The organism is Corynebacterium flavescens (genome assembly GCF_008693105.1).
In the GTDB taxonomy this organism is placed as follows: Bacteria; Actinomycetota; Actinomycetes; order Mycobacteriales; family Mycobacteriaceae; genus Corynebacterium; species Corynebacterium flavescens.
On sequence record NZ_VXKK01000031.1, the window covers coordinates 111,295 to 131,192 of the forward strand.

Sequence of the window (19,898 nt, forward strand, 5' to 3'; positions counted from 1 at the left end):
TTTTACCTGCTTTCGGGGATGTTAAGCGTTAATTTTTTCGAGCTCGTCGGTGACGCGGGATTCCAGATCCTCACGCAAGGACTCAACAGGGATCCGAGAGATGACCTCGGAGAAGAATCCACGGATAATGAGTCGACGTGCCTCGGCGGCGGGGATGCCACGGGACATCAGGTAGAAGACTTCTAGATCGTCGAAACGTCCAACAGTGGCCGCGTGGCCTGCGCCGACGATTTCACCCGTCTGAATCTCGAGGTTTGGAATGGCGTCCGCGCGTGCGCCGTCGCTAAGAATGAGGTTGTTGTTGGTCTCGTAGGTGTCTGTGTTGGTCGCATTTTTGCGGATCAACACGTCACCCACCCAGCAGGTACGAGCCTCTGGGGAGCGGCGTCCTTCCACAGCGGACTCAGCTGTTTGGCCCTGCAGCGCGCCCTTATAAAACACCCGGGAGCGGCAGTTCGGGACCGAGTGATCGACCAGAAGACGGTTTTCGAAGTACTGCCCCGCATCAGCGAAGTAGACACCGAGAAGCTCCGCGTCTCCGCCGGGAGCAGAAAACACCACGCGGGGCACAATACGGACCATCTCCCCGCCGAATACCGCGCTGTTGTGGCGCAGTACGGAGTCACGGCCCATCTGCACGATTTGGTGCGAGAGGTGGACTGCATCGCTGTCCCAGTCCGCATCCACGATGACGGTGAGGTGGGCGCCATCCCCGAGGAGGAACTCCACATTGTCTGCATGCGTGCCGGAACCGACGTACTTGAGCACCACAGTGGCCTCGGCGTGATGGCCCACCTGGATGGAGGTGGCACCAAAAGAGGTGACATCCTGACCCGCGCCGGTGATGGTGATCTCCACCGGCTGCTCGAGCTGTGCCTCGGGTGCGATGGTGACCAGCTGCGCCTCAGGCATGGAATCCCATGCCTGAGCGGCGACGCGATCTGCCGGTGCTCCCGCAGTCCCTAGACGAGAGTCATCCGGAGATATGGTTTCCGAGGTCACCCCAGCGGGCGTAGTAACGGAAATCTTTTGAGCAACAACAGGGGCAAACTCCCCGTTGTGCAGCCCGCGGAGGTTTCGCAGCGCGATAAAGCGCCATACCTCGTCGCGTCCGCGAGGAACGGGAAAATCCTCGACGTTAAAGGACGTGAACTGGTCACCCTTGGTGACATCAGCCGGGTTAAATTCATTGGTGGCTACCACTTAGCCCACCGATCCTTCCATCTGCAGTTCGATAAGGCGGTTGAGTTCGAGCGCGTATTCCATGGGAATTTCTTTCGCGATCGGCTCGACGAAGCCGCGCACGATCATGGCCATGGCTTCCTCCTGCGCGATTCCTCGCGACATGAGGTAGAACAACTGCTCCTCAGAAAGCTGCGAGACCGTGGCCTCGTGTCCGAGAGTCACGTACTCGTTACGGATGTCGTTATAGGGGTAGGTGTCCGAGCGGGAGTTGTTGTCGACCAAAAGCGCGTCACACTCGACATTTGCGGTCGAATGCGGGGCATTGTGGTTGACCTGTACGAGCCCGCGGTAGGCGGCGCGCCCACCATTGCGGGCGACCGACTTGGACACGATATTCGAAGATGTTCGCGGCGCCATGTGCACCATCTTCGAACCGGTGTCTTGCACCTGGCCCTCGCCGGCAAAAGCCAGGGAAAGAACCTCGCCCTTGGCGTGCTCGCCCAGCAGCCAGACGGAAGGATACTTCATGGTCACCTTGGAGCCGATGTTGCCATCAACCCATTCCATGGTGCCGCCCTCTTCTACCTTGGCGCGCTGAGTAACCAGGTTATAGACGTTGGTGGACCAGTTCTGGATGGTGGTGTAGCGGCAACGGCCGCCCTTCTTGACCACGATCTCGATGACACCAGTGTGCAGCGAGTCTGAATCGTAGATAGGAGCGGTGCAGCCCTCGATGTAGTGAACGTAGGCATCCTCTTCGACGATGATGAGGGTGCGCTCGAACTGACCCATGTTCTCCGTGTTGATACGGAAATAAGCCTGCAGAGGGATATCGACGTGCACGCCCTTGGGGACGTAGACGAAGGATCCGCCTGACCAGCAGGCGTTATTCAGCGAGGAGAACTTGTTGTCTCCAGCGGGGATGACGGTGCCGAAGTACTCCTGGAGGATCTCCGGGTATTCACGCACGGCAGTGTCCGTGTCTACGAAGATGACGCCCTGAGCCTCCAGATCCTCGCGGATCTTGTGGTAGACAACCTCGGACTCGTACTGCGCAGCAACGCCAGAGACGAGGCGCTTCTTCTCCGCATCTGGGATGCCGAGCTTATCGTAAGTTTCCTTGATGTCAGCAGGAAGATCGTCCCACGTCTTAGCCTGCTTCTCCGTGGATCGAACAAAGTACTTGATGTGATCGAAGTCGATGTCCGAGAGATCCGGACCCCAGGTTGGTACCGGCTTCTTGTTAAAGATGCGCAGAGCCTTGAGACGGGACTCTAGCATCCATTCCGGCTCATTCTTCTTAGAGGAAATATCGCGAACGACGTCCTCACTCAGGCCACGGTGGGCTGCTTGGCCGGCCTCGTCGGAATCGTGCCAGCCATAGCTGTAGCCACCCATGGAGGAGATAATTTCCTCATCGGTCATCTTGGTTTCAAGCTTTGGTGCTGGTTGTGCCTGTGTCATCAGAACCCGCTCCTTTCGCTGTTGCTTTTGATTGGTGTCAAGGGGATGTTCGTCGTGCAGATTCCATGGCCTTCTGCGATAGAGGCCAAGGGCTGCACATGTGTGCCTAACAGGGAGGAGAAGACTTCCTGTTCCGCCTCACAAAGCTCAGGGTGCTCGGCGGCGACATGCGCCACCGGGCAATGATGCTGGCAGATTTGTACGCCTTGCCCGGCTTTATTGACGGTGGCGGCGTAGCCGTGTTCATCCAGAACCTCGGCCAGTCTCTGCGCTACCTCGTCAACACTTTCCTCCAGGCCCACCAGCGGATCTACATCCGCGACGAGCCGCTGGAAACGTGCCTTGGCAAAACGTTTAACTGCCTCCGAACCGCCTGCCTCGCGCAAGGCATCGAGCGCTTCGGATGCGAGCTCATCGTAAGCGTGGCCAAAGTGCGCCCGCCCCCGATCAGTGAGGCGAAAGTGTTTTGCGGGGCGTCCACGGCCGGCGGACTCGCCGGAGCGAGTCTGTGGCCGCTTTCGAACAACCTCGGTCAAACCTTCTTCCACCAGGATGTCTAAGTGCCGACGAATGCCGGCGGCCGACAGGCCAAGACGCTCCCCAAGATAGGAAGCCGTGACGGGTCCGTCCTTGAGCAAGAGGAGCATCACTTGCCGGCGGGTATCGCCCTCCGCGGTTCTGGTTTCCTTCGAGCTATCAGAAGCGGATTCAATATCTTGATTCAGCTGAGACTCAACATGAACCCCAGCTTTATTAGGTCGAGTGGCCATAGGATGTGCACCTCCTTCTTTAAATGATCAAGCAGACCCGAAAAGTGCTTTCCGGGAAAACATCTATGTTTTAGACAACACTAGTGTTCCCTAATTCATTCCTCACAGCAACCGGCACTGGTCATAGCCCTAGTGCGGCACCGCAGAACTCTAAGGTGAGGTATCGAGCAGATTGAGAAGCTAAGGTGATAATCCATGAAACAGCGAATCGGCACCTTCCTCGACGGAGTGCTTGGGCAATTCCCCCGTCTAGGCCCTGCCGGATCTCGCTCAGCGCTTCTGCACGCTGACGCCACCGCCCAACGCCGCACCGATGCCCGCTTCGATTTCTTGCCCAGCGGTCCGGGAGGAACCCAACACGCAACTCTGGCAAATCTGCGCACTTTCTTTGTCCTCAGGTGGGCAGGCACCGTGGGATCCCTCCTCATCGCCTTCGGAGCCTTGGGCGCCGGGGCACTGCCGGTTGTGGGCAATCCTTATGACAACATTCCCTTCGGTTCTTTGATGTCTCGCATGCTGCAGTCTTCCTCGGCACTGGTCATGGTCGGCGCCGGACTCTTGGTTGTGGCCTGGGTATTCCTTGCCCCCTTCGTAGGTACCCCATTACGCGGTCGCGTGAGCCCCAGCGGCGTCGTCACGCGCCCCCATCGCCTGGTTACCTCTGGGCAGCTATGGCGCACGTGGGCTTGTTGGGTGATTCCCCTCATCCTGACCGCCCCCCTCTTTACCCAAGACATCTACTCCTACCTGGCCAATGGTTCTGTAGTAGCGCAAGGAATGGACCCCTATTCCGCGGGGCCTGTCCAATTGCTCGGCGCCGATGATCAGCTCGCCCGTTCTGTCCCCTTCATCTGGGCTAACTCCACTTCTCCCTACGGGCCGGTCGCACTGGGACTGGCCGCGGTGGTGAGCATCGCCACCGATAATTCCATCGTGATCGGTGTCATTGCCCACCGTTTGCTCTCTTTGCTGGGTATCGTGGCCGGGGGCTGGGCCATGACTCGCCTCGCACAGCGCTGCCGTGTCTCCCCCGCCTCCGCCCTGTGGCTCGGAATTCTCAATCCATTGACCACGCTCCACCTCGTCGGGGGCATTCACAACGAGGCCATCATGATGGGGCTCGGACTCGTGGGGATGGAGCTGGGCCTGCGTGGCATCGATCGGCTGAGCACGCGGCAGTTCTTGCCGCTTTTACTCGCTTCCGGCTTTCTTATCTCCTGTGCGGGAATGGTCAAAGTCACCGGTTTCATTCCCCTGGGTTTCGTGGGAATGGCTCTGGCTCGACGCCTCCGCCTGCGCTACAGCTGGCCAGCCTGGAAAGCAATCGCTGCAGCTATCGCGGCACAACTGGCAGCACTGCTTATATCCATCGCCATCGTCACCCTGGTAACGGGCATCGATATTGGCTGGATATCCGGACAGGGCGGCGCAGCAACCGTTCGATCCTGGCTGTCGATGTCTACCGCGGTAGGCGTCGGGGTTGGCTTGGTGGGGATGCTTCTAGGGCTCGGCGATCACACCGATGCAATCCTGTCGGTTACACGCGGCGTCGGGGTCCTCATCGCCGTGGCCTTCATGACGCGAATGCTCTTTGCCACCTTCCGGGGCTCTATCCATCCGGTTGGCGGTCTGGGGATTTCCATGCTCGTCATGGTCATCTTCTTCCCGGTGGTTCATCCCTGGTACATCCTTTGGGCCGTCCTGCCCTTGGCCGCGTGGGCCAATCGCCTCATCTTCCGCTTTACGGTCGTGGTGTATTCGGCTGCCATGAGCTTCTTTGTCCTGCCCCGTGGACTGGGGCTTCCCCCCTCCACGGTTGTCGCCATCTACATTGCCGCGGCGCTATCTTTTGCCGTGGTTTGTCTAGCCTGGTGGGTGGCATTACGTCGCGCGCGGGTTAGTGTCCTAAACTAGACCCTCGTGAATGCAACTTTCGATGGAGCCCTCGTCCTCGAGGACGTGTTTAAGAACTTCGGTTCTACAACCGCCGTTAATGGCCTGAGCCTTCGAGTCTCGCAGGGAGAGGTCTTTTGCCTCTTGGGACCTAATGGCGCTGGCAAAACCACCACCATCGACATGTGCGAGGGATTTACCCGTCCCACTTCCGGTAGCATCCGCGTACTCGGCTTGGACCCAGCCGCCGAGCCGGTTAGAGTGCGCGAGCGAGTCGGCATCATGCTGCAAGGTGGCGGCTCCTATTCTGGGATTCGTGTCTGCGAGATGCTCCAGCTCAGTGCCAAGTACAGCCGCAACCCCCTTGACCCTGATTGGCTCATAGAGGTGCTCGGGCTGCAAGGAGTAGCCAAAAATTCCTATCGCCGGCTCTCCGGAGGCCAGCAACAGCGTCTCTCCCTCGCCCTAGCGATAATTGGTCGGCCTGAGCTAGTTTTTCTCGATGAGCCTACCGCCGGCATGGATGCGCAGTCGCGGCTGGCGGTGTGGGATCTCATTCGCGCTCTACGCCGCGATGGCGTGACCACTATCTTGACCACGCATCTCATGGACGAGGCAGAAGCGCTTGCGGACCATATCATCATCATCGATCACGGCCAAGTAGTCGCAGCAGGCAGCCCCGCAGAACTGGTTCGGGCAACAGACAACCCTTCGCTGACATTCGAGACTGCCACCGAGGTAGATCTTTCTAAGCTGCGAGATTCGGCGCACGCTACCTCGCCGCTGCATTATCGGCTCGATGCCCCGCCCACGCCCGAAGTCATCGCGAGCTTGTGCGCAGACTTGGCCCAGCAACGGGTGATGATCCGGCGCCTCGATTCGGCACACCGCAACCTCGAAGACGTTTTTCTCGATCTCACCGGACGAGAACTGCGCAGCTAAGGAGACCCCACACTATGAGTACAACTTTTAAGCCCGGCGTCTTCAGTCCAGATCCCCAGCGCTCTACGCCGTGGGCAATGGCACGAGTGCAGGGAGCCATGGAATCCAAACTGATGCTGCGCCACGGCGAGCAACAGCTGCTCAGCATTATCATCCCTCTTGCCATTCTTATCGGCGCTGAGCGCCTCGAGAGCACCACCGGGCATGGCCTCCACGAGGTATTCCCCATGGTGCTTGCGGTCGCCGCCACCTCGGCGGGCTTTACAGGCCAGGCCATTTCCCTTGCCTTCGACAGGCGTTATGGCGCGCTCAAGAGAGTGGGCGCTTCTGGCGTCCCTGCCTGGGGCATCATCGCGGGAAAAATCATCGCCGTATTCTCCATGGTCTGCGCCCAGGTGGTCATCCTCGGGGCCGTCGCCGCAGTCTTTGGCCTAAGGCTAAACCTCGAGTCCATACTGGTCATGGCTTTGGTGCTTATCTTGGGAGTTTCTACCTTCACCGCTTTGGGCCTGCTATTGGGTGGAACGCTCAGTTCTGAGATAGTCCTCGCCCTAGCCAACCTCATTTGGTTCGTCCTGCTTGGCGTCGTGGGCTGGGTTCTCTACAGCCACGGGCTGGGAAACGACGGACTTCTCACGCTCGTCCCCACCGTGGCGCTGGCAGGGGGCTTAGCCGACGCCATCGACGGCGTGTTCCCGGGAATGGAAATACTGGTTCTCATCGGGTGGACCACACTGGCGTCGTTTGCAGCGGTGCGATGGTTCCGTTTCGAGGGCTAAATGTGACTTTTCTCCGCTTGCGCGCTTTCACCGCTGCGTATATTGGGGTCCTGTCCACCGCACTAGTAGGATTCTCCTCGTGAATCTTTGGAGCAAAGTGAAGACCTTTTTCCGCGAAGCGGCCCCGACGCTGAAAAATCAGCGCCTGATTGTTCTCATCCTGCTGCTGTGCCAAGGAGGCATCACCGTCTCGGGGGCCATCGTGCGCGTGACCGGCTCGGGGTTGGGGTGCATCACGTGGCCCGAGTGCCACCCCGGCTCCTTGGTCCCCTTGGAGGGCGCTGCCCCCCTCATCCACCAAGCCATTGAATTTGGAAACCGTCTCCTCACCTTCGTGGTGGGCGCCGCGGCGGTGGCGGCCATCGTTGCTGTGCACATGGCTCGGAGACGCCGAGAGCTTAAGGTCTACGCGTGGCTTTCCTTGGCCGGAATTGCAGTGCAGGCCGTCATCGGCGCTATCTCGGTATTCCTCGAACTACGCTGGTGGGCCGTCGCCATACACTTCCTTCCCTCGATGCTCCTCGTGTGGATTGCCGCATTGCTCTACTCTCGCCTCCTCGAACCTGATGAAGGTGAACCCACGCGCGTCTTCCCGCAGGCAATTCGGGTGCTGGCCACCATCGCCACGATCGCTTTGGGCGTGGTCCTCATAACCGGAACCATGGTCACAGGCTCGGGCGTTCACTCCGGCGATGGTGGGGTCGGCATGGAAGGCCGTCTCGACGTCGACACGCAATCCATGGCCGTGGCCCACGCCATGTGCATGTACGTCTACCTCATCTTCACCGTCATCGTCGTATTCATGCTCTACCGCAACAACTGCCCGCCGGCAGTCAAAAAGGCCGGGTGGGTACTCATTGCCTGCATCTTGGTGCAATGGGGCATTGGCGTAGGCCAGTTCTATCTGCACATCCCGCGTTGGACCGTGCCCATCCACATTGCCATGTCATCCGTGGTTACGGCCTTTACGTCCCTGCTGTGGGCCCATGGCATCCGCCGCCAGGGAGCAACCGAAGGCTTGGTCACCGGTTCCGTTTCCGGCGACGAGAAGTACGAGCAGCGCCAACACGAATTAGCGCAGCGCTAGAGACTTCCGTCCTACTGCCCGCCCCCGCATCGAGAAAGTGCTGGGAGCTTTTGCGTGCCGAAGAGTACTGGTTTATTAAATCTCGCCACCAAGGTCTACTCCTGGGTTAGCATGGGGTCCATGCATGCAATCCAGGTGAAACAAACAGGCGGTCCCGAGGTCTTGGAGTACACCGAGGTCCCCGATCCGCAGCCCAACCACAATCAGGTGCTTGTCGATGTCGTGGTTGCGGGCGTCAACTACATCGACACCTACTACCGTGACGGCACCTATCACGCCGCCACGCCCTTCATCCCGGGCCTCGAGGGCACCGGGCGAGTGGCTCACGATCCGCAGGGCGAGATCGCGGAGGGAACCATGGTCGCGTGGGATAGTGCCTTCGGCTCTTATGCCGAAAAGGTCTGCGTGGACCGCGAGCGGCTCGTTGCAGTGCCCGAAGGCTTCTCCCCCGAGGTGGCCGGTTCCATGCTGCTGCAGGGAATGACGGCTCACTACTTGAGTCACGGCGTCTATAAGCTCCAAGCCGGCAGCACCTGCCTTATCACCGCGGGCTCCGGCGGCGTGGGCCTCATCCTTACCCAGATGGCAAAGTCCCTCGGCGCCACTGTCTATTCGGTGGTCTCCACGGACAAGAAGGAAGAGCTCGCTTACGCTGCTGGCGCAGATCACGTATTCCGCTATAGCTCCAGCCTGGCTGAGCAAGTTCGCCGCTATAACAAGGGACGCGGAGTCGACGTGGTCTATGACGGCGTGGGCAAAGATACCTTCAACGAATCACTCGAAGCAGTCCGTGCACGCGGCACGGTGGCTCTATTCGGTGCCGCCAGCGGACCTGTTCCGCCCTTTGATCCGCAGCTGCTCAACAAGCACGGCTCAATCTTCCTTACCCGCCCCTCTCTCGGCGCGTGGACGGCAGAGCCGGGCGAGTTCCAGATGCGCGCCCAGGCCGTCGTGCAGGCGGTGAGTGATGGCGATCTGAAGTTCGACATCAGCGCCAGCTACCCGCTCGCGGATGCGGCTCAGGCTCACAGCGACTTGCAGTCGCGCAAGACCACCGGCTCCATCGTGCTGCGCGTGCGCGAGGATTAGAGCGAGGCCTAGAACAGAGCGCTAGACCAACCGAGCAACTGCCCGATAGGCTCCCAGCCGACCACCGCGTCGATGGACAGCCCGATAAAGAGCACGGACAGGTAGTTGTTGGAGAAGATGAACAGGCGCATGGGCTTGACCTTTGCGCCATTGCGCACGCCCTTGTTCAGCGCAATTGCCATCCACAGGAACACGGCCCCCGAGGTCACTGCTGCCACGAGGTAAATCCACGAAGCGGCGGGGATGATGAGGAAAGTCACGATAACGGTTCCGACGGTGTACCAGACGATCTGCCTGGTAACCTCGGATTCTGGTGCAACCACAGGCAACATGGGAACGTTAGCCTTGCGGTAGTCTTCCTTATACTTCATCGCGAGAGCCCACGTGTGAGGCGGAGTCCAGAAGAAGATAATGAGAAACAGGACTACCGCTTGCCACCAGCGGTCGGGCTCTGCATCGGGCGCGTTGTCACGAATGACTGCCCAACCGACCATCGCTGGCATGCAGCCGGCTAGACCGCCCCAGACAATGTTCTGGGAATTGCGCATCTTCAAGAACTTGGTATAAACCACCACGTAGAAGAAGTTCGTAAGCAGGACGAAGAATGCCGCCAACCACGAGTGCGCGATGACACCGAGCCAGAACACGGAAAGCGCCAGCATGACACAGGCGAAGATCGCCGCATTACGCCGCGAAATGGTGGCCCTAACCAAGGGCCTAGCACGCGTGCGCTGCATCTTCTGGTCGATCTCATAGTCAACGACATTATTAAAGGTATGGGCCGCAGCAGCACCCATCCAACCGCCGAAGATGGTGGAGAGAATGAGCCAGAAGTTGTCAGAGACGGCCTCGAAGCCGCGTTGAGCCTGGAGCATGGCCGGAATTGCGGCAACGAGTAGAAGCTCAATAATCCTTGGCTTCGTTAGCGCAATATAGGCCTTGAGAGTCTCCAAGGATATTCCTCCAAAATCTGGACACAGGGGTTAGGCAAGGCCACATAAAATAAGGGCCTGCTGGAGTAGTCGGTCGCGCGCTCGGAAAAGTTCCCCGCTATCTACGACCAATTCTTAACCATGCCAGCCTACAGTTTTCAGGCGCCGATTCTATAATCCACCCGAGGTGTCACAAAATGTCCGAGACTAATACTAGACTGATGGAGTCAAGTTACATCTCAACGTCGTAAGTGAGGCTTTCCACTGTGTCGCAAGTAAAGCTGCCCGAAGAACTGCAGGCAATGGTCGAGCGCCGTTATCCGGCAGATTGGACCGATACGGACACCCGCGCTGTGGACACAGTCCGCATTCTCGCGGCCGATGCGGTGCAGAATTGCGGTTCCGGCCACCCGGGTACCGCTATGTCTTTGGCTCCGCTGGCGTACACGCTCTACCAGCGCGTGCTCAACCACGATCCCCATGACGTGCACTGGGCGGGACGAGACCGCTTCGTCCTCTCGGTGGGTCACTCTTCGCTCACGCAGTACATTCAGCTCTACTTGGGTGGCTTCGGTCTCGAGATGGAAGATCTTGAGAACCTGCGCACGTGGGGTTCTAAGACCCCGGGACACCCCGAGGTACACCACACCGATGGTGTAGAGACCACCACCGGTCCGCTCGGGCAAGGCCTAGCCACCGCTGTTGGCATGTCCATGGCGGCTCGCCGCGAGCGCGGCCTTTTTGATCCCCAGTCCCCAGCGGGCGAGTCCCCTTTCGATCACTTTGTCTACGTCATTGCCTCTGATGGCGACCTCCAAGAGGGCGTCACCGGTGAAGCATCCTCACTGGCAGGCACCCAGCAACTGGGCAACCTCATCGTGTTCTGGGATGATAACCGCATCTCCATTGAGGATGACACCAACATTGCCTTCAACGAGGACGTCGCCAAGCGCTACGAAGCCTACGGTTGGCACGTGCAGACCGTCGAGTCCGGCGAGGATGTCGTGGCGATCGAGGAGGCCGTTTCCGCCGCCAAGGCAGAAACCACTCGCCCCTCTTTCATTCGCGTCAAGACCGTCATCGGCTACCCCGCCCCTAATAAGATGAACACCGGTGGCGTGCACGGTTCCGCGCTTGGCGCCGATGAGGTTGCCGCCACCAAGGAAGTTCTCGGTTTCAATCCGGAAGAGAACTTCCATATCGATGAGGAAGTTATTTCCCACACGCGCCAGCTCGTCGAGCGGGGCGCCCGTAGCCACGCCGCCTGGCAGGAGAAGTTCGATGCGTGGGCTGCCGCGAACCCAGAAAATAAAGCTCTCTTCGATCGCCTCAGCGCTCGCGAGCTCCCAGCTGACTTCGCGGCGCAACTGCCGGTATGGGATGCCGGAGACTCCGTAGCAACCCGCAAGGCCTCCGAGGCCGCCATCCAGGCGCTCGCTGCTACCCTGCCAGAGCTCTGGGGTGGCTCGGCTGACTTGGCTGGCTCCAATAACACCGTGATCAAGGGCGCGGATTCCTTCGGCCCCAACTCGATCTCCACCGGTGCTTGGTCGGCGCAGCCCTACGGCCGCAACCTCCACTTCGGCATCCGCGAGCACGCTATGGCTGCCATCATGAACGGCATCGCGCTCCACGGCGGCACCCGCGTCTACGGTGGCACCTTCCTCATTTTCTCCGAGTACCAGTATCCCGCCGTGCGTCTCGGCGCCCTGATGTCCACGGACACCTACTACGTCTGGACGCATGACTCGATCGGATTGGGTGAGGATGGACCTACCCACCAGCCGGTGGAGACCCTTGCTGCATTGCGTGCAATCCCCAACTTGGCCGTCATTCGCCCCGCTGATGCAAACGAGACAGCTCAGGCTTGGGCCGCAGCACTTGAGGCACCCGCCGCTCCGAAGGGCTTGGCGCTTTCTCGCCAGAACCTCCCCGTGCTCGAGGGCACCAAGGAAAAGGCCCATGAGGGCGTGCGCCGCGGCGCCTACGTATTGGTAGAAGGCTCCAAGGAAACCCCAGACGTTATCTTGTTGGCCACCGGTTCTGAGGTTCAACTGGCTGTAGAGGCCGCCGAGCAGCTCGAGGCTGCCGGGACTGCGGCTCGCGTAGTCTCCGCCCCTTGCCTGGAGTGGTTCGATGCTCAGGACGCTGAGTACAAGGAGTCCGTCCTCCCCGCCAGCGTTCAGGCACGCGTATCTATCGAGGCCGCCATCGCCATGCCGTGGTTCAAGTACACCGGCTCCCTCGGCCGCAACGTCTCCCTCGAGCACTACGGTGCTTCTGCACCGGCTGCCGAGCTCTTCGAGAAGTTTGGCTTCACCGTCGACGCCGTTGTCGCCGCAGCCAAGGATTCTCTCGCTTCGCTTTAACCAGTCTCACCTCGGTTCTCGCTTCCATAGGGAACGAGAACCGAGGTTTAGTCAAGTAACAGTCAAGAAATCTGACAAGGAGTTTTCTACATGACCGCAATCGACGAGCTCGCCCAACTCGGCACTTCCACCTGGCTCGATGATCTCTCCCGCGACCGCCTCCAGTCCGGTAACCTCCAGGAGATCATTGGCACCAAGTCCATCGTCGGAGTTACCACCAACCCGGCCATTTTTGCCTCCGCAATGTCTCAAGGAACGGCCTACGATGAGGACATCGCCAAGCTTAAAGCAGCCGGGGCACAAGCTGATGCCGCGGTTTATTCGCTGGCTGTCGCAGATGTTCGAGATGCCTGCGACGTTTTCGCAGACATTTACCGCGCAAGCAATGGCCAAGATGGCCGCGTATCCATCGAGGTTGACCCCCGCCTGTCCGAAGATGCCGCAGCTACGCTGGCACAGGCCCGCGAGCTGTGGTCCACGGTGGATCGTCCCAACCTCATGATCAAGATCCCAGCTACCACCGGTTCCCTGCCCGCCATCGCTGACGCCCTCGCTGACGGAATCTCGGTCAACGTCACCCTCATTTTCTCGGTGGCACGCTACGAAGATGTCATCGCGACTTTCAAGCATGGCATCAAGCGCGCTGCGGAAAATGGACATGATGTATCCACGATCCACTCTGTCGCTTCCTTCTTTGTCTCCCGCCTCGACACCGAGGTAGATCGCAGGCTCGAGGAGATCGGCAGCGCCGAGGCTCTGGCCCTGCGCGGAAAGTCCGGTGTGGCCAACGCACAGCGCGCATACGGCGTCTTCCTCGAGCAGTTCGGGGAGGACTCAGGGCTTCCGGCTGGGGCAAACCCCCAGCGCCCACTATGGGCATCGACTGGTGTGAAGAATCCTGACTACCCCTCTACCTTGTATGTCACGGAGCTTGCCGGCCCGCACACGGTCAACACTATGCCGGAGAAAACCATCGACGCCGTACTCGCCGAAGGCGGATTGCACGGGGATACGCTCACCGGTTCTCAGTCCGGCGCCGAGGACATTCTTGCAGCTGTAGCGGCTGCGGGGATTGACTTTGCGGAGGTTTTTGCGGTGCTTGAGCAAGAGGGCGTCGACAAGTTCGTTGCCGCTTGGCAGGAACTGCTCGAGTCCATTCAGGCCCGCCTATCCTAGCTTCTTCAGCGCCTTCAGCATCCGCGGCTCTTTAGCAGCCGCCGTTTATGCCCCGTCGAGTAACCTCGACGGGGCTGCTGTCGCTAGAATAGGCTGCTGGACTTACTTTACGCACCTGCGAAAGGATATTTCGTGACGGAATCAAGCGCCTGGGTCAACCCTTTGCGCAACGCCAAAGACAAGCGCCTGCCTCGAATCGCCGGTCCCTCGGGCATGGTCATCTTCGGCGTGACCGGTGATTTGGCATACAAGAAGCTCTTGCCCGCCATCTATGACTTGGCCAACCGCGGGCTGCTTCCCGCAGGTTTTACCCTGGTAGGTTACGGTCGTCGGGACTGGAGTAATGCCGCTTTCGCAGACTACGTCCTCGATGCCGTGAAATCCGGTTCGCGCACGAAGTTCAGTGCGGATGTCTGGGAGCACCTTGCCCGCGGTATCGAGTTCATCCGTGGCGCTTTCGATGACGAGGGCTTTGACCGCCTCTCCGCGCGCCTTGGGGAACTAGATACCCTGCGCGGCACCGGTGGAAACTGGGCTTATTATCTTTCAGTTCCCCCAGAGTTCTTCTCCAATATTTGCCACCAGCTCGAAAGAGTAGGCATGAGCAACAGTGTTGCTGACTCTTGGCGCCGCGTCATCATTGAAAAGCCCTTCGGCCACGATCAGGAATCCGCGCGCAAGCTCAACGAGATAGTCAACGCGGTGTTCCCCGAGTCCTCGGTCTTCCGAATCGACCACTACTTGGGCAAGGAAACGGTTCAGAATATCCTGGCACTGCGCTTCGCTAACCAGATCTTCGAGCCCATGTGGAACGCTCACTACATCGACCACGTCCAGATCACCATGGCGGAGGACATCGGCCTCGGAGGGCGTGCCGGATACTACGACGGAATCGGCGCCGCGCGAGACGTGATCCAGAACCACCTTCTGCAGCTCCTAGCCCTAGTAGCCATGGAGGAGCCATCCTCCTTCCAGCCAGAGGCTTTGCAGGCCGAGAAGATCAAGGTCTTGCGCACAACGCATGCAGTTCATCCGTTGAACAAGACCACCGCTCGCGGTCAATACTCGGCGGGCTGGCAGGGTTCGGAATATGTGAAGGGCCTGCGCGAGGAAGACGGCTTCGATCCCGCTTCCACGACTGAGACTTACGCAGCATGCACCTTAGAGGTCAACTCGCGGCGCTGGGGTGGGGTTCCCTTCTATCTGCGCACGGGTAAACGCTTAGGCCGGCGCGTGACGGAGATCGCGCTCGTTTTCAAAGCCGCACCGCATCAGCCCTTCGATAACGGTGAGACCGAGGCCCTTGGCCACAACGCGGTGGTTATTCGAGTGCAGCCGGATGAGGGCGTAACCATGCGCTTTGGCTCCAAGGTTCCCGGCTCCACCATGGAGGTGCGGGACGTCAACATGGATTTTGCTTATGCCGAGGCTTTCACTGAAGAGTCCCCGGAGGCATATGAGCGCCTCATCTTGGATGCTCTTTTGGATGAGTCCTCCCTCTTCCCCACCAACGAAGAGGTGGAGTTGTCGTGGTCTATCCTCGATCCCATCATCAACTACTGGGCCCAAGCTGGTCAGCCGGAAGAATATCCGGCCGGCACCTGGGGCCCCGAATCCGCAGACACGATGCTGCGACGCCGGGGACACACCTGGCGTCGGCCTTAAAGGAGAGAACTAGAGCAGATGATTATTCCGCTGCCAGATACCACGACCCGCAGTATCTCCAAGAAGCTGGTGGAGGCTCAGGAGCACTATACCCTGACCACCGGCCGAGTCCTCACCCTCATCGTCGTGGCCCAAGAAGGTGACGATCTCGAGGCCATCCTCTCCTCCGTGCGCGATGCCTCCCACGAGCACCCCTCCCGCGTACTCGTTGTGGTCTCGGGTGATCCCGAGGCTGCTACCAAGCTCGATGCGCAGTTGCGCGTCGGCGGTGAAGCCGGCGCCTCCGAGATGGTGGTGATGCTTTTGCAGGGCAAGCTGGCGAATCAGGCAGAAGCCGTTCTGACCCCGTTACTATTGCCGGATACTCCCATCGTTGCGTGGTGGCCTATTGCCTGCCCGCCGCGGCCCTCCGAGCACCCAGTCGGCACGCTGGCGCAACGGCGTATTACGAACGTTGCCCACGACGAGTCTGCAGATCGCACGGCACTCTATCAGCTTTCCTCCGGATACGCCCCCGGCGATTCCGATATGACGTGGGCGTCCATCACACTGTGGCGCGGAATTGTTGCCTCCGCACTTGACCGCCACCCGCATGAGGCCGTCGATTCCGTGGAGATTTCTGGTCCTGCCGCCAGCCCCGCTGCCGACTTGGCCGCCGGCTGGCTGGTAGACAGGCTCGCCGTCCCAGTTCACCGCGTGATCTCGGAGAAGGACTGCAGCGCCTGCTTCCCCATCCACAAGCTTGTATTCCACCGTAAGACTGCACCGATCTCCATCGAGGTCATTGACAGCCGTTCGGTACGCGTCGACATGCCTGGATCCCCCGAATCGATCGTGTCTTTGAGCGTGCGCTCCCAAGCCGAAGTACTCTCCGAGGAACTCCGTCACCTAGACACCGATGACACCTACGCCAGGGCGTTGAGGGCTTTGGGCCGCGTAAACTACAGTTAGACTTCTTCGCCTTCTCTTTTCATACATCTGTTTTCACTCTCCCCACATCTTGATAAGGACCGATACACACCATGGGTACTCTCCACCGCGTCAGCGATGAAGAAGAACTGGTTTCTTCCGCCGCCCTCTCATTCATCGACACCGTTGCTGCACTGCAATCCCCGGGGGGCGGACTACACGGTGACGGAGTAGCGCGTGTTGTCCTCACCGGGGGAGGCGCCGGAATCGGCACCCTGCGAGAATTGGCGCGGCTCGATCAAGCCGCACTCCAACAGAGCGAGGATTACCCTGCGCTTTCCATTGACTGGACGCGCGTTCATATCTTCTTCGGCGACGAGCGCAACGTTCCCGTCACCGACCCGGACTCCAATGAAGGCCAAGCACGATTAGCGCTTCTCAACTCCGTAGGGGTGCCCGAGCGCAACATCCACGGCTTCGATCTTGGGGCCATCGCCATGGAGGCCGCTGCCAAGGCCTATAGCGCAGAGATTGCTGAATTCGCCCCCCATGGCTTCGATCTTCATCTTTTGGGTATGGGTCCGGAAGGCCATATCAACTCGCTCTTCCCGCACTCCCCAGCTGTCCGCGAGGAGACGGAACTTGCCGTTGCCGTGCATGACTCCCCCAAACCTCCTGCAGAGCGCATCACTTTGACTCTGCCCGCCGTGAACTCCTCAGATCGAATTTGGCTCTTGGTCTCAGGTGCAGCCAAGGCCGAGGCTGTCAAGCATGTCGTCGATGGATCACCCGCCGTAGACTGGCCGGCGGCTGGCGCACACGGGCGCAAGGAGACAGTTCTCTACGTCTCCTCCGACGCAGCTTCCTTGCTTTAGGTCTTTGGGCTTAGCTGCTCTTCCGGTTTTGGAGTGCAGTGGTTTTGGTGGTCAGTTGTCCTCCGCTTGGGCCTGATCCTTCAGAATAGGTCGGGTGGCTTTGCTACCGCACTACCGAGTTCTGGCTAGGCGGCCCGTCTGTGGATAACTGCGTCCGGCGCTGGTGGGTTATCCACAGTTTCCTTGTTTGATGCGGGTTGGGGATTGTCGCGGCGGTGGGCGGTGCCTTAGCGTGACGGTCATGGGCTTGCAGGAGTATTTCGCACAACTTAGCCGAGGTGTTGACCTCGTTGCCGAGTGCTCAGGGCTGTCTGCCCCGGACCTTGAAAAGATGGGGGCCAGCACACAGGATGCCGCCGAGCTTATAAGCCTGCACACCATCTACTTCGGCCCCACACCCTACACAGGCAAGCAACGCTCGGCCGTAAACTCTGCTCGGAGTAACGGGCACGCCCTGAGCACCCTGCGTTTGATCGAGTCCTTTACCCGTCGCATCACAGGGAAACTGGATGCGTGGAACCTGCGGGTGGAATTATGCTCCACCCCACCCGAGCACATCACTGCGGTAGCCAGGCGCCGGTTGCGTGAGATGCGTGTTCCCCGCACGTATTGCGAGCGCGCGCTGCTGCGCCAGCACCCCAACGGGCTAGCTACCCTGACTGTGACCGGCAATGGGCTGGATATGGCAGATGCTTTCCGGGTCATTGATCACAAGCGGCCAGGGACAAGTTTTATCGCCCGCATGCTCGGCAAGGCAGACGAGGCCACCACACGTACTCGGGTGACGACCATGGCAGTCCTCCAGTTGGAGGACTATGGCACAATCCTGCGTCGCGAGCGCGATGATGTGCTGGTACGCACCACTAGTGGGGCTGTTATCACCGGCGCGCAGCTTGTAGAGCGTGCCTGTGCCAACGAGGGTCTTATTACGGTGATAAGTCGTGCGCAGGGGCCGGTGGACTTGTACCGCTTTGACCGCTTCGCATCGCTCAAGCAGCGCACGATGCTCGCAGCAGAGCACCCCACGTGTGCGTGGCCGGGCTGTAGCATCCCGGCAGAGCGGGGGCAGTTTCACCATCTCACGCCGTGGAGTCATGGTGGGGAGACTAACGTTGCCAACCTGGTGACCTTGTGTAGTTATCACAATGGGGTTAATGAGGATGATCCGAATGCGCCACCACGGCGCGGGCGCCTTACCCGACAGGGCGGGACAGTAGTCTGGCAGCCCCCGCATACGAGCCGTTAGGTCAACAAGCCAGGCGGCGACTTCCGGCACCCCAAAACAAACCCCGGTGGGGAAACCAACAATGAGCAGGACTATGACTGCGCGGTGGTCATAATCCCGGAAAATACCGACAAGGGACTCGCTTCTTATATGTCAGTCCCACCACGCACTCTAAAACCCAGAAGAGCCGCTTAGCTTCCAGCAAGCGCGCAAAGGGCGGCACCTTTTCTCGATAAAAGAGAAGGTGCCGCCCATAATCACAGCGCAACTAAACGCTGCGCGTTGAAGGTCTGAGTCCTAGCCGCTGTAGGTCTGCAGCAAGTTGAGACCAACGATGCAAGCCAACCAGATGATAACCATGACGATGGTATAGCGGTCGAGGTTCTTCTCAACCACAGTGGAACCGGACAGGTTGGACTGCACGCCTCCGCCGAAGAGGCTGGAAAGCCCGCCGCCCTTGCCCTTGTGCAGGAGCACGAACACAGTCATTAGGACCGCGCTGATCACCAGGACGATTTCCAGGGCCAAGATCATGAGTATATTTCCTCGCTTTACTGTTGCGCTCTACCGCTGCCACGTTGGTGGCTTTGAGGCTGGCGCGGAAAGGTGTTATTGCTCGAAGCAATTGCTCCCGATAACTCTACACTATGTAGCAAAAGGTCACCCACCGCGCCGCGCTCTATGACTTAAGTTAGGCAACCGTGTTGGCGGCATTAGCAGCCAACTTGGCAAAGTCCTCGCCCACCAGCGAGGCGCCGCCGATCAGTCCGCCGTCAACATCGGGCTTGCCCACAATCTCAGCCACCGAATCAACTTTGACGGAGCCGCCGTAGAGAATACGAATGCCAGCTGCTACATCTTCGCCAGCGAGGTCCTTGATGAGACCGCGAATGGCAGCGCACACTTCTTGGGCGTCCTCTGCGGAGGCTACCTTGCCAGTGCCGATTGCCCAGACTGGCTCATAGGCAATGACCGTCTTTGCTAGCTGCTCGGGGGTGAGCCCCGCCAAGGAGTTGCGGGTCTGGGTAACCACGAAGTCCACGTGAGTTCCCGCCTCGCGAACGTTGAGCGGCTCGCCCACGCAGACGATGGGGCTGATGCCCTTTGCCAGAGCAGCGGCAGCCTTTTCTGCTACGAGCTGGTCGGTCTCACCGTGGTACTCACGGCGCTCGGAGTGTCCGACGATGGCCCAGGTGCAGCCGAGTTTAGCCAGCATCTTACCGGAGATCTCCCCGGTGTATGCGCCAGACTCATGGGAGGAAATGTCCTGCGCGCCGTAGCTGACCTGCAGCTTATCCCCTGCGACGAGGATCTGGATGCTGCGGATATCGGTGAAGGGGACGAGGTAGGCCACATCGACCTTCTCGTAGTAGTCCTTCGGCAATGCGAAAGCGAATTTCTGCACCGAAGCGATGGCCTCGAGGTGGTCGAGGTTCATCTTCCAGTTACCAGCAATCAGTGGAGTACGTGCCATTTTTGATTCCTTACTCTAGTTAAAAGACTCTAGTGAGACTCTGTTTAGATCAACTGTGCCTAGC

General features: G+C 59.5%; 17 protein-coding genes. 11 read left to right on the forward strand and 6 right to left on the reverse strand.

The window, feature by feature from the left end:
• Nucleotides 1–21 precede the first annotated feature (21 nt).
• From sufD to F4V60_RS06415, 3 genes are read right to left on the reverse strand one after another with little or no spacing between them, the layout of a single operon-like run.
• Complete coding sequence (gene sufD, locus F4V60_RS06405) at nt 22–1,203, reverse strand: Fe-S cluster assembly protein SufD (RefSeq protein WP_075729842.1); 1,182 nt, start codon at nt 1,201–1,203, stop codon at nt 22–24.
• Nucleotides 1,204–2,649, reverse strand: a complete 1,446-nt coding sequence (gene sufB, locus F4V60_RS06410) for a Fe-S cluster assembly protein SufB (protein ID WP_075729843.1) — start codon at nt 2,647–2,649, stop codon at nt 1,204–1,206.
• The gene (locus tag F4V60_RS06415; protein WP_232316012.1) at nt 2,649–3,296 is read right to left on the reverse strand and encodes a helix-turn-helix transcriptional regulator; all 648 of its coding nucleotides are present in this window, start codon (nt 3,294–3,296) and stop codon (nt 2,649–2,651) included. The genes sufB and F4V60_RS06415 overlap by 1 nt, the downstream gene beginning before the upstream one ends.
• 318 nt (nt 3,297–3,614) lie before the next feature.
• Here F4V60_RS06415 and mptB point away from each other — a divergent pair, with 318 nt between their 5' ends.
• The 5 genes from mptB (at nt 3,615) to F4V60_RS06440 (ending at nt 9,209) form a co-directional block, all read left to right on the forward strand.
• A complete protein-coding gene (gene mptB / locus F4V60_RS06420) occupies nt 3,615–5,333 on the forward strand; it encodes a polyprenol phosphomannose-dependent alpha 1,6 mannosyltransferase MptB (RefSeq protein ID WP_075729845.1) in 1,719 nt (572 codons plus the stop codon).
• Between the two features lie 6 nt (nt 5,334–5,339).
• The gene (locus F4V60_RS06425) at nt 5,340–6,254 is read left to right on the forward strand and encodes an ABC transporter ATP-binding protein (protein ID WP_075729846.1); all 915 of its coding nucleotides are present in this window, start codon (nt 5,340–5,342) and stop codon (nt 6,252–6,254) included.
• Between the two features lie 14 nt (nt 6,255–6,268).
• The gene (locus F4V60_RS06430) at nt 6,269–7,033 is read left to right on the forward strand and encodes an ABC transporter permease (protein ID WP_075729847.1); all 765 of its coding nucleotides are present in this window, start codon (nt 6,269–6,271) and stop codon (nt 7,031–7,033) included.
• 70 nt (nt 7,034–7,103) lie between these two features.
• Nucleotides 7,104–8,120, forward strand: coding sequence for a COX15/CtaA family protein (locus F4V60_RS06435; RefSeq protein ID WP_075731128.1), 1,017 nt, complete (start codon nt 7,104–7,106; stop codon nt 8,118–8,120).
• 120 nt (nt 8,121–8,240) lie between these two features.
• A complete protein-coding gene (locus F4V60_RS06440) occupies nt 8,241–9,209 on the forward strand; it encodes a quinone oxidoreductase family protein (RefSeq protein ID WP_075731130.1) in 969 nt (322 codons plus the stop codon).
• 8 nt (nt 9,210–9,217) lie between these two features.
• Here the strand turns inward: F4V60_RS06440 and F4V60_RS06445 are convergent, their stop codons facing one another.
• Complete coding sequence (locus F4V60_RS06445) at nt 9,218–10,162, reverse strand: heme o synthase (RefSeq protein ID WP_075729848.1); 945 nt, start codon at nt 10,160–10,162, stop codon at nt 9,218–9,220.
• A 281-nt stretch (nt 10,163–10,443) separates the two neighbouring features.
• On the opposite strand from F4V60_RS06445, the gene tkt reads away from it, so the two are divergent.
• The 6 genes from tkt to F4V60_RS06475 all read left to right on the forward strand — a co-directional run bounded on the left by tkt (nt 10,444) and on the right by F4V60_RS06475 (nt 18,381).
• Nucleotides 10,444–12,510: a transketolase gene (gene tkt, locus F4V60_RS06450; RefSeq protein WP_174775544.1), complete on the forward strand. Its 2,067-nt coding sequence runs from the start codon at nt 10,444–10,446 to the stop codon at nt 12,508–12,510.
• Between the two features lie 90 nt (nt 12,511–12,600).
• A complete protein-coding gene (gene tal / locus F4V60_RS06455) occupies nt 12,601–13,686 on the forward strand; it encodes a transaldolase (protein ID WP_075729850.1) in 1,086 nt (361 codons plus the stop codon).
• 132 nt (nt 13,687–13,818) lie between these two features.
• Complete coding sequence (gene zwf, locus F4V60_RS06460) at nt 13,819–15,351, forward strand: glucose-6-phosphate dehydrogenase (RefSeq protein ID WP_075729851.1); 1,533 nt, start codon at nt 13,819–13,821, stop codon at nt 15,349–15,351.
• A gap of 18 nt (nt 15,352–15,369) precedes the next feature.
• Nucleotides 15,370–16,302 (forward strand): glucose-6-phosphate dehydrogenase assembly protein OpcA, encoded by a 933-nt coding sequence (locus F4V60_RS06465; protein ID WP_075729852.1) that lies wholly within the window; start codon nt 15,370–15,372, stop codon nt 16,300–16,302.
• A 71-nt stretch (nt 16,303–16,373) separates the two neighbouring features.
• The gene (gene pgl, locus F4V60_RS06470) at nt 16,374–17,135 is read left to right on the forward strand and encodes a 6-phosphogluconolactonase (protein ID WP_075729853.1); all 762 of its coding nucleotides are present in this window, start codon (nt 16,374–16,376) and stop codon (nt 17,133–17,135) included.
• 241 nt (nt 17,136–17,376) lie between these two features.
• Nucleotides 17,377–18,381 carry an HNH endonuclease signature motif containing protein gene (locus F4V60_RS06475; RefSeq protein WP_075729854.1) on the forward strand — a complete coding sequence of 335 codons (1,005 nt, stop codon included), beginning with the start codon at nt 17,377–17,379 and terminating at the stop codon, nt 18,379–18,381.
• 276 nt (nt 18,382–18,657) lie between these two features.
• Here F4V60_RS06475 and secG read toward each other — a convergent pair whose 3' ends face one another.
• The gene (gene secG, locus F4V60_RS06480; protein WP_075729855.1) at nt 18,658–18,894 is read right to left on the reverse strand and encodes a preprotein translocase subunit SecG; all 237 of its coding nucleotides are present in this window, start codon (nt 18,892–18,894) and stop codon (nt 18,658–18,660) included.
• 157 nt (nt 18,895–19,051) lie between these two features.
• Nucleotides 19,052–19,834: a triose-phosphate isomerase gene (gene tpiA, locus F4V60_RS06485; protein ID WP_075729856.1), complete on the reverse strand. Its 783-nt coding sequence runs from the start codon at nt 19,832–19,834 to the stop codon at nt 19,052–19,054.
• Nucleotides 19,835–19,898: the final 64 nt, after the last annotated feature.

Coding starts and splice junctions, on each gene's coding strand:
- sufB (WP_075729843.1), bottom strand. CDS start 2,649: ATGACACAGGCACAACCAGCACCAAAGCTTGAAACCAAGATGACCGAT.
- F4V60_RS06415 (WP_232316012.1), bottom strand. CDS start 3,296: ATGCTCCTCTTGCTCAAGGACGGACCCGTCACGGCTTCCTATCTTGGG.
- mptB (WP_075729845.1), top strand. CDS start 3,615: ATGAAACAGCGAATCGGCACCTTCCTCGACGGAGTGCTTGGGCAATTC.
- F4V60_RS06430 (WP_075729847.1), top strand. CDS start 6,269: ATGAGTACAACTTTTAAGCCCGGCGTCTTCAGTCCAGATCCCCAGCGC.
- F4V60_RS06440 (WP_075731130.1), top strand. CDS start 8,241: ATGCATGCAATCCAGGTGAAACAAACAGGCGGTCCCGAGGTCTTGGAG.
- tkt (WP_174775544.1), top strand. CDS start 10,444: ATGGTCGAGCGCCGTTATCCGGCAGATTGGACCGATACGGACACCCGC.
- tal (WP_075729850.1), top strand. CDS start 12,601: ATGACCGCAATCGACGAGCTCGCCCAACTCGGCACTTCCACCTGGCTC.
- F4V60_RS06465 (WP_075729852.1), top strand. CDS start 15,370: ATGATTATTCCGCTGCCAGATACCACGACCCGCAGTATCTCCAAGAAG.
- pgl (WP_075729853.1), top strand. CDS start 16,374: ATGGGTACTCTCCACCGCGTCAGCGATGAAGAAGAACTGGTTTCTTCC.
- F4V60_RS06475 (WP_075729854.1), top strand. CDS start 17,377: ATGGGCTTGCAGGAGTATTTCGCACAACTTAGCCGAGGTGTTGACCTC.
- secG (WP_075729855.1), bottom strand. CDS start 18,894: ATGATCTTGGCCCTGGAAATCGTCCTGGTGATCAGCGCGGTCCTAATG.
- tpiA (WP_075729856.1), bottom strand. CDS start 19,834: ATGGCACGTACTCCACTGATTGCTGGTAACTGGAAGATGAACCTCGAC.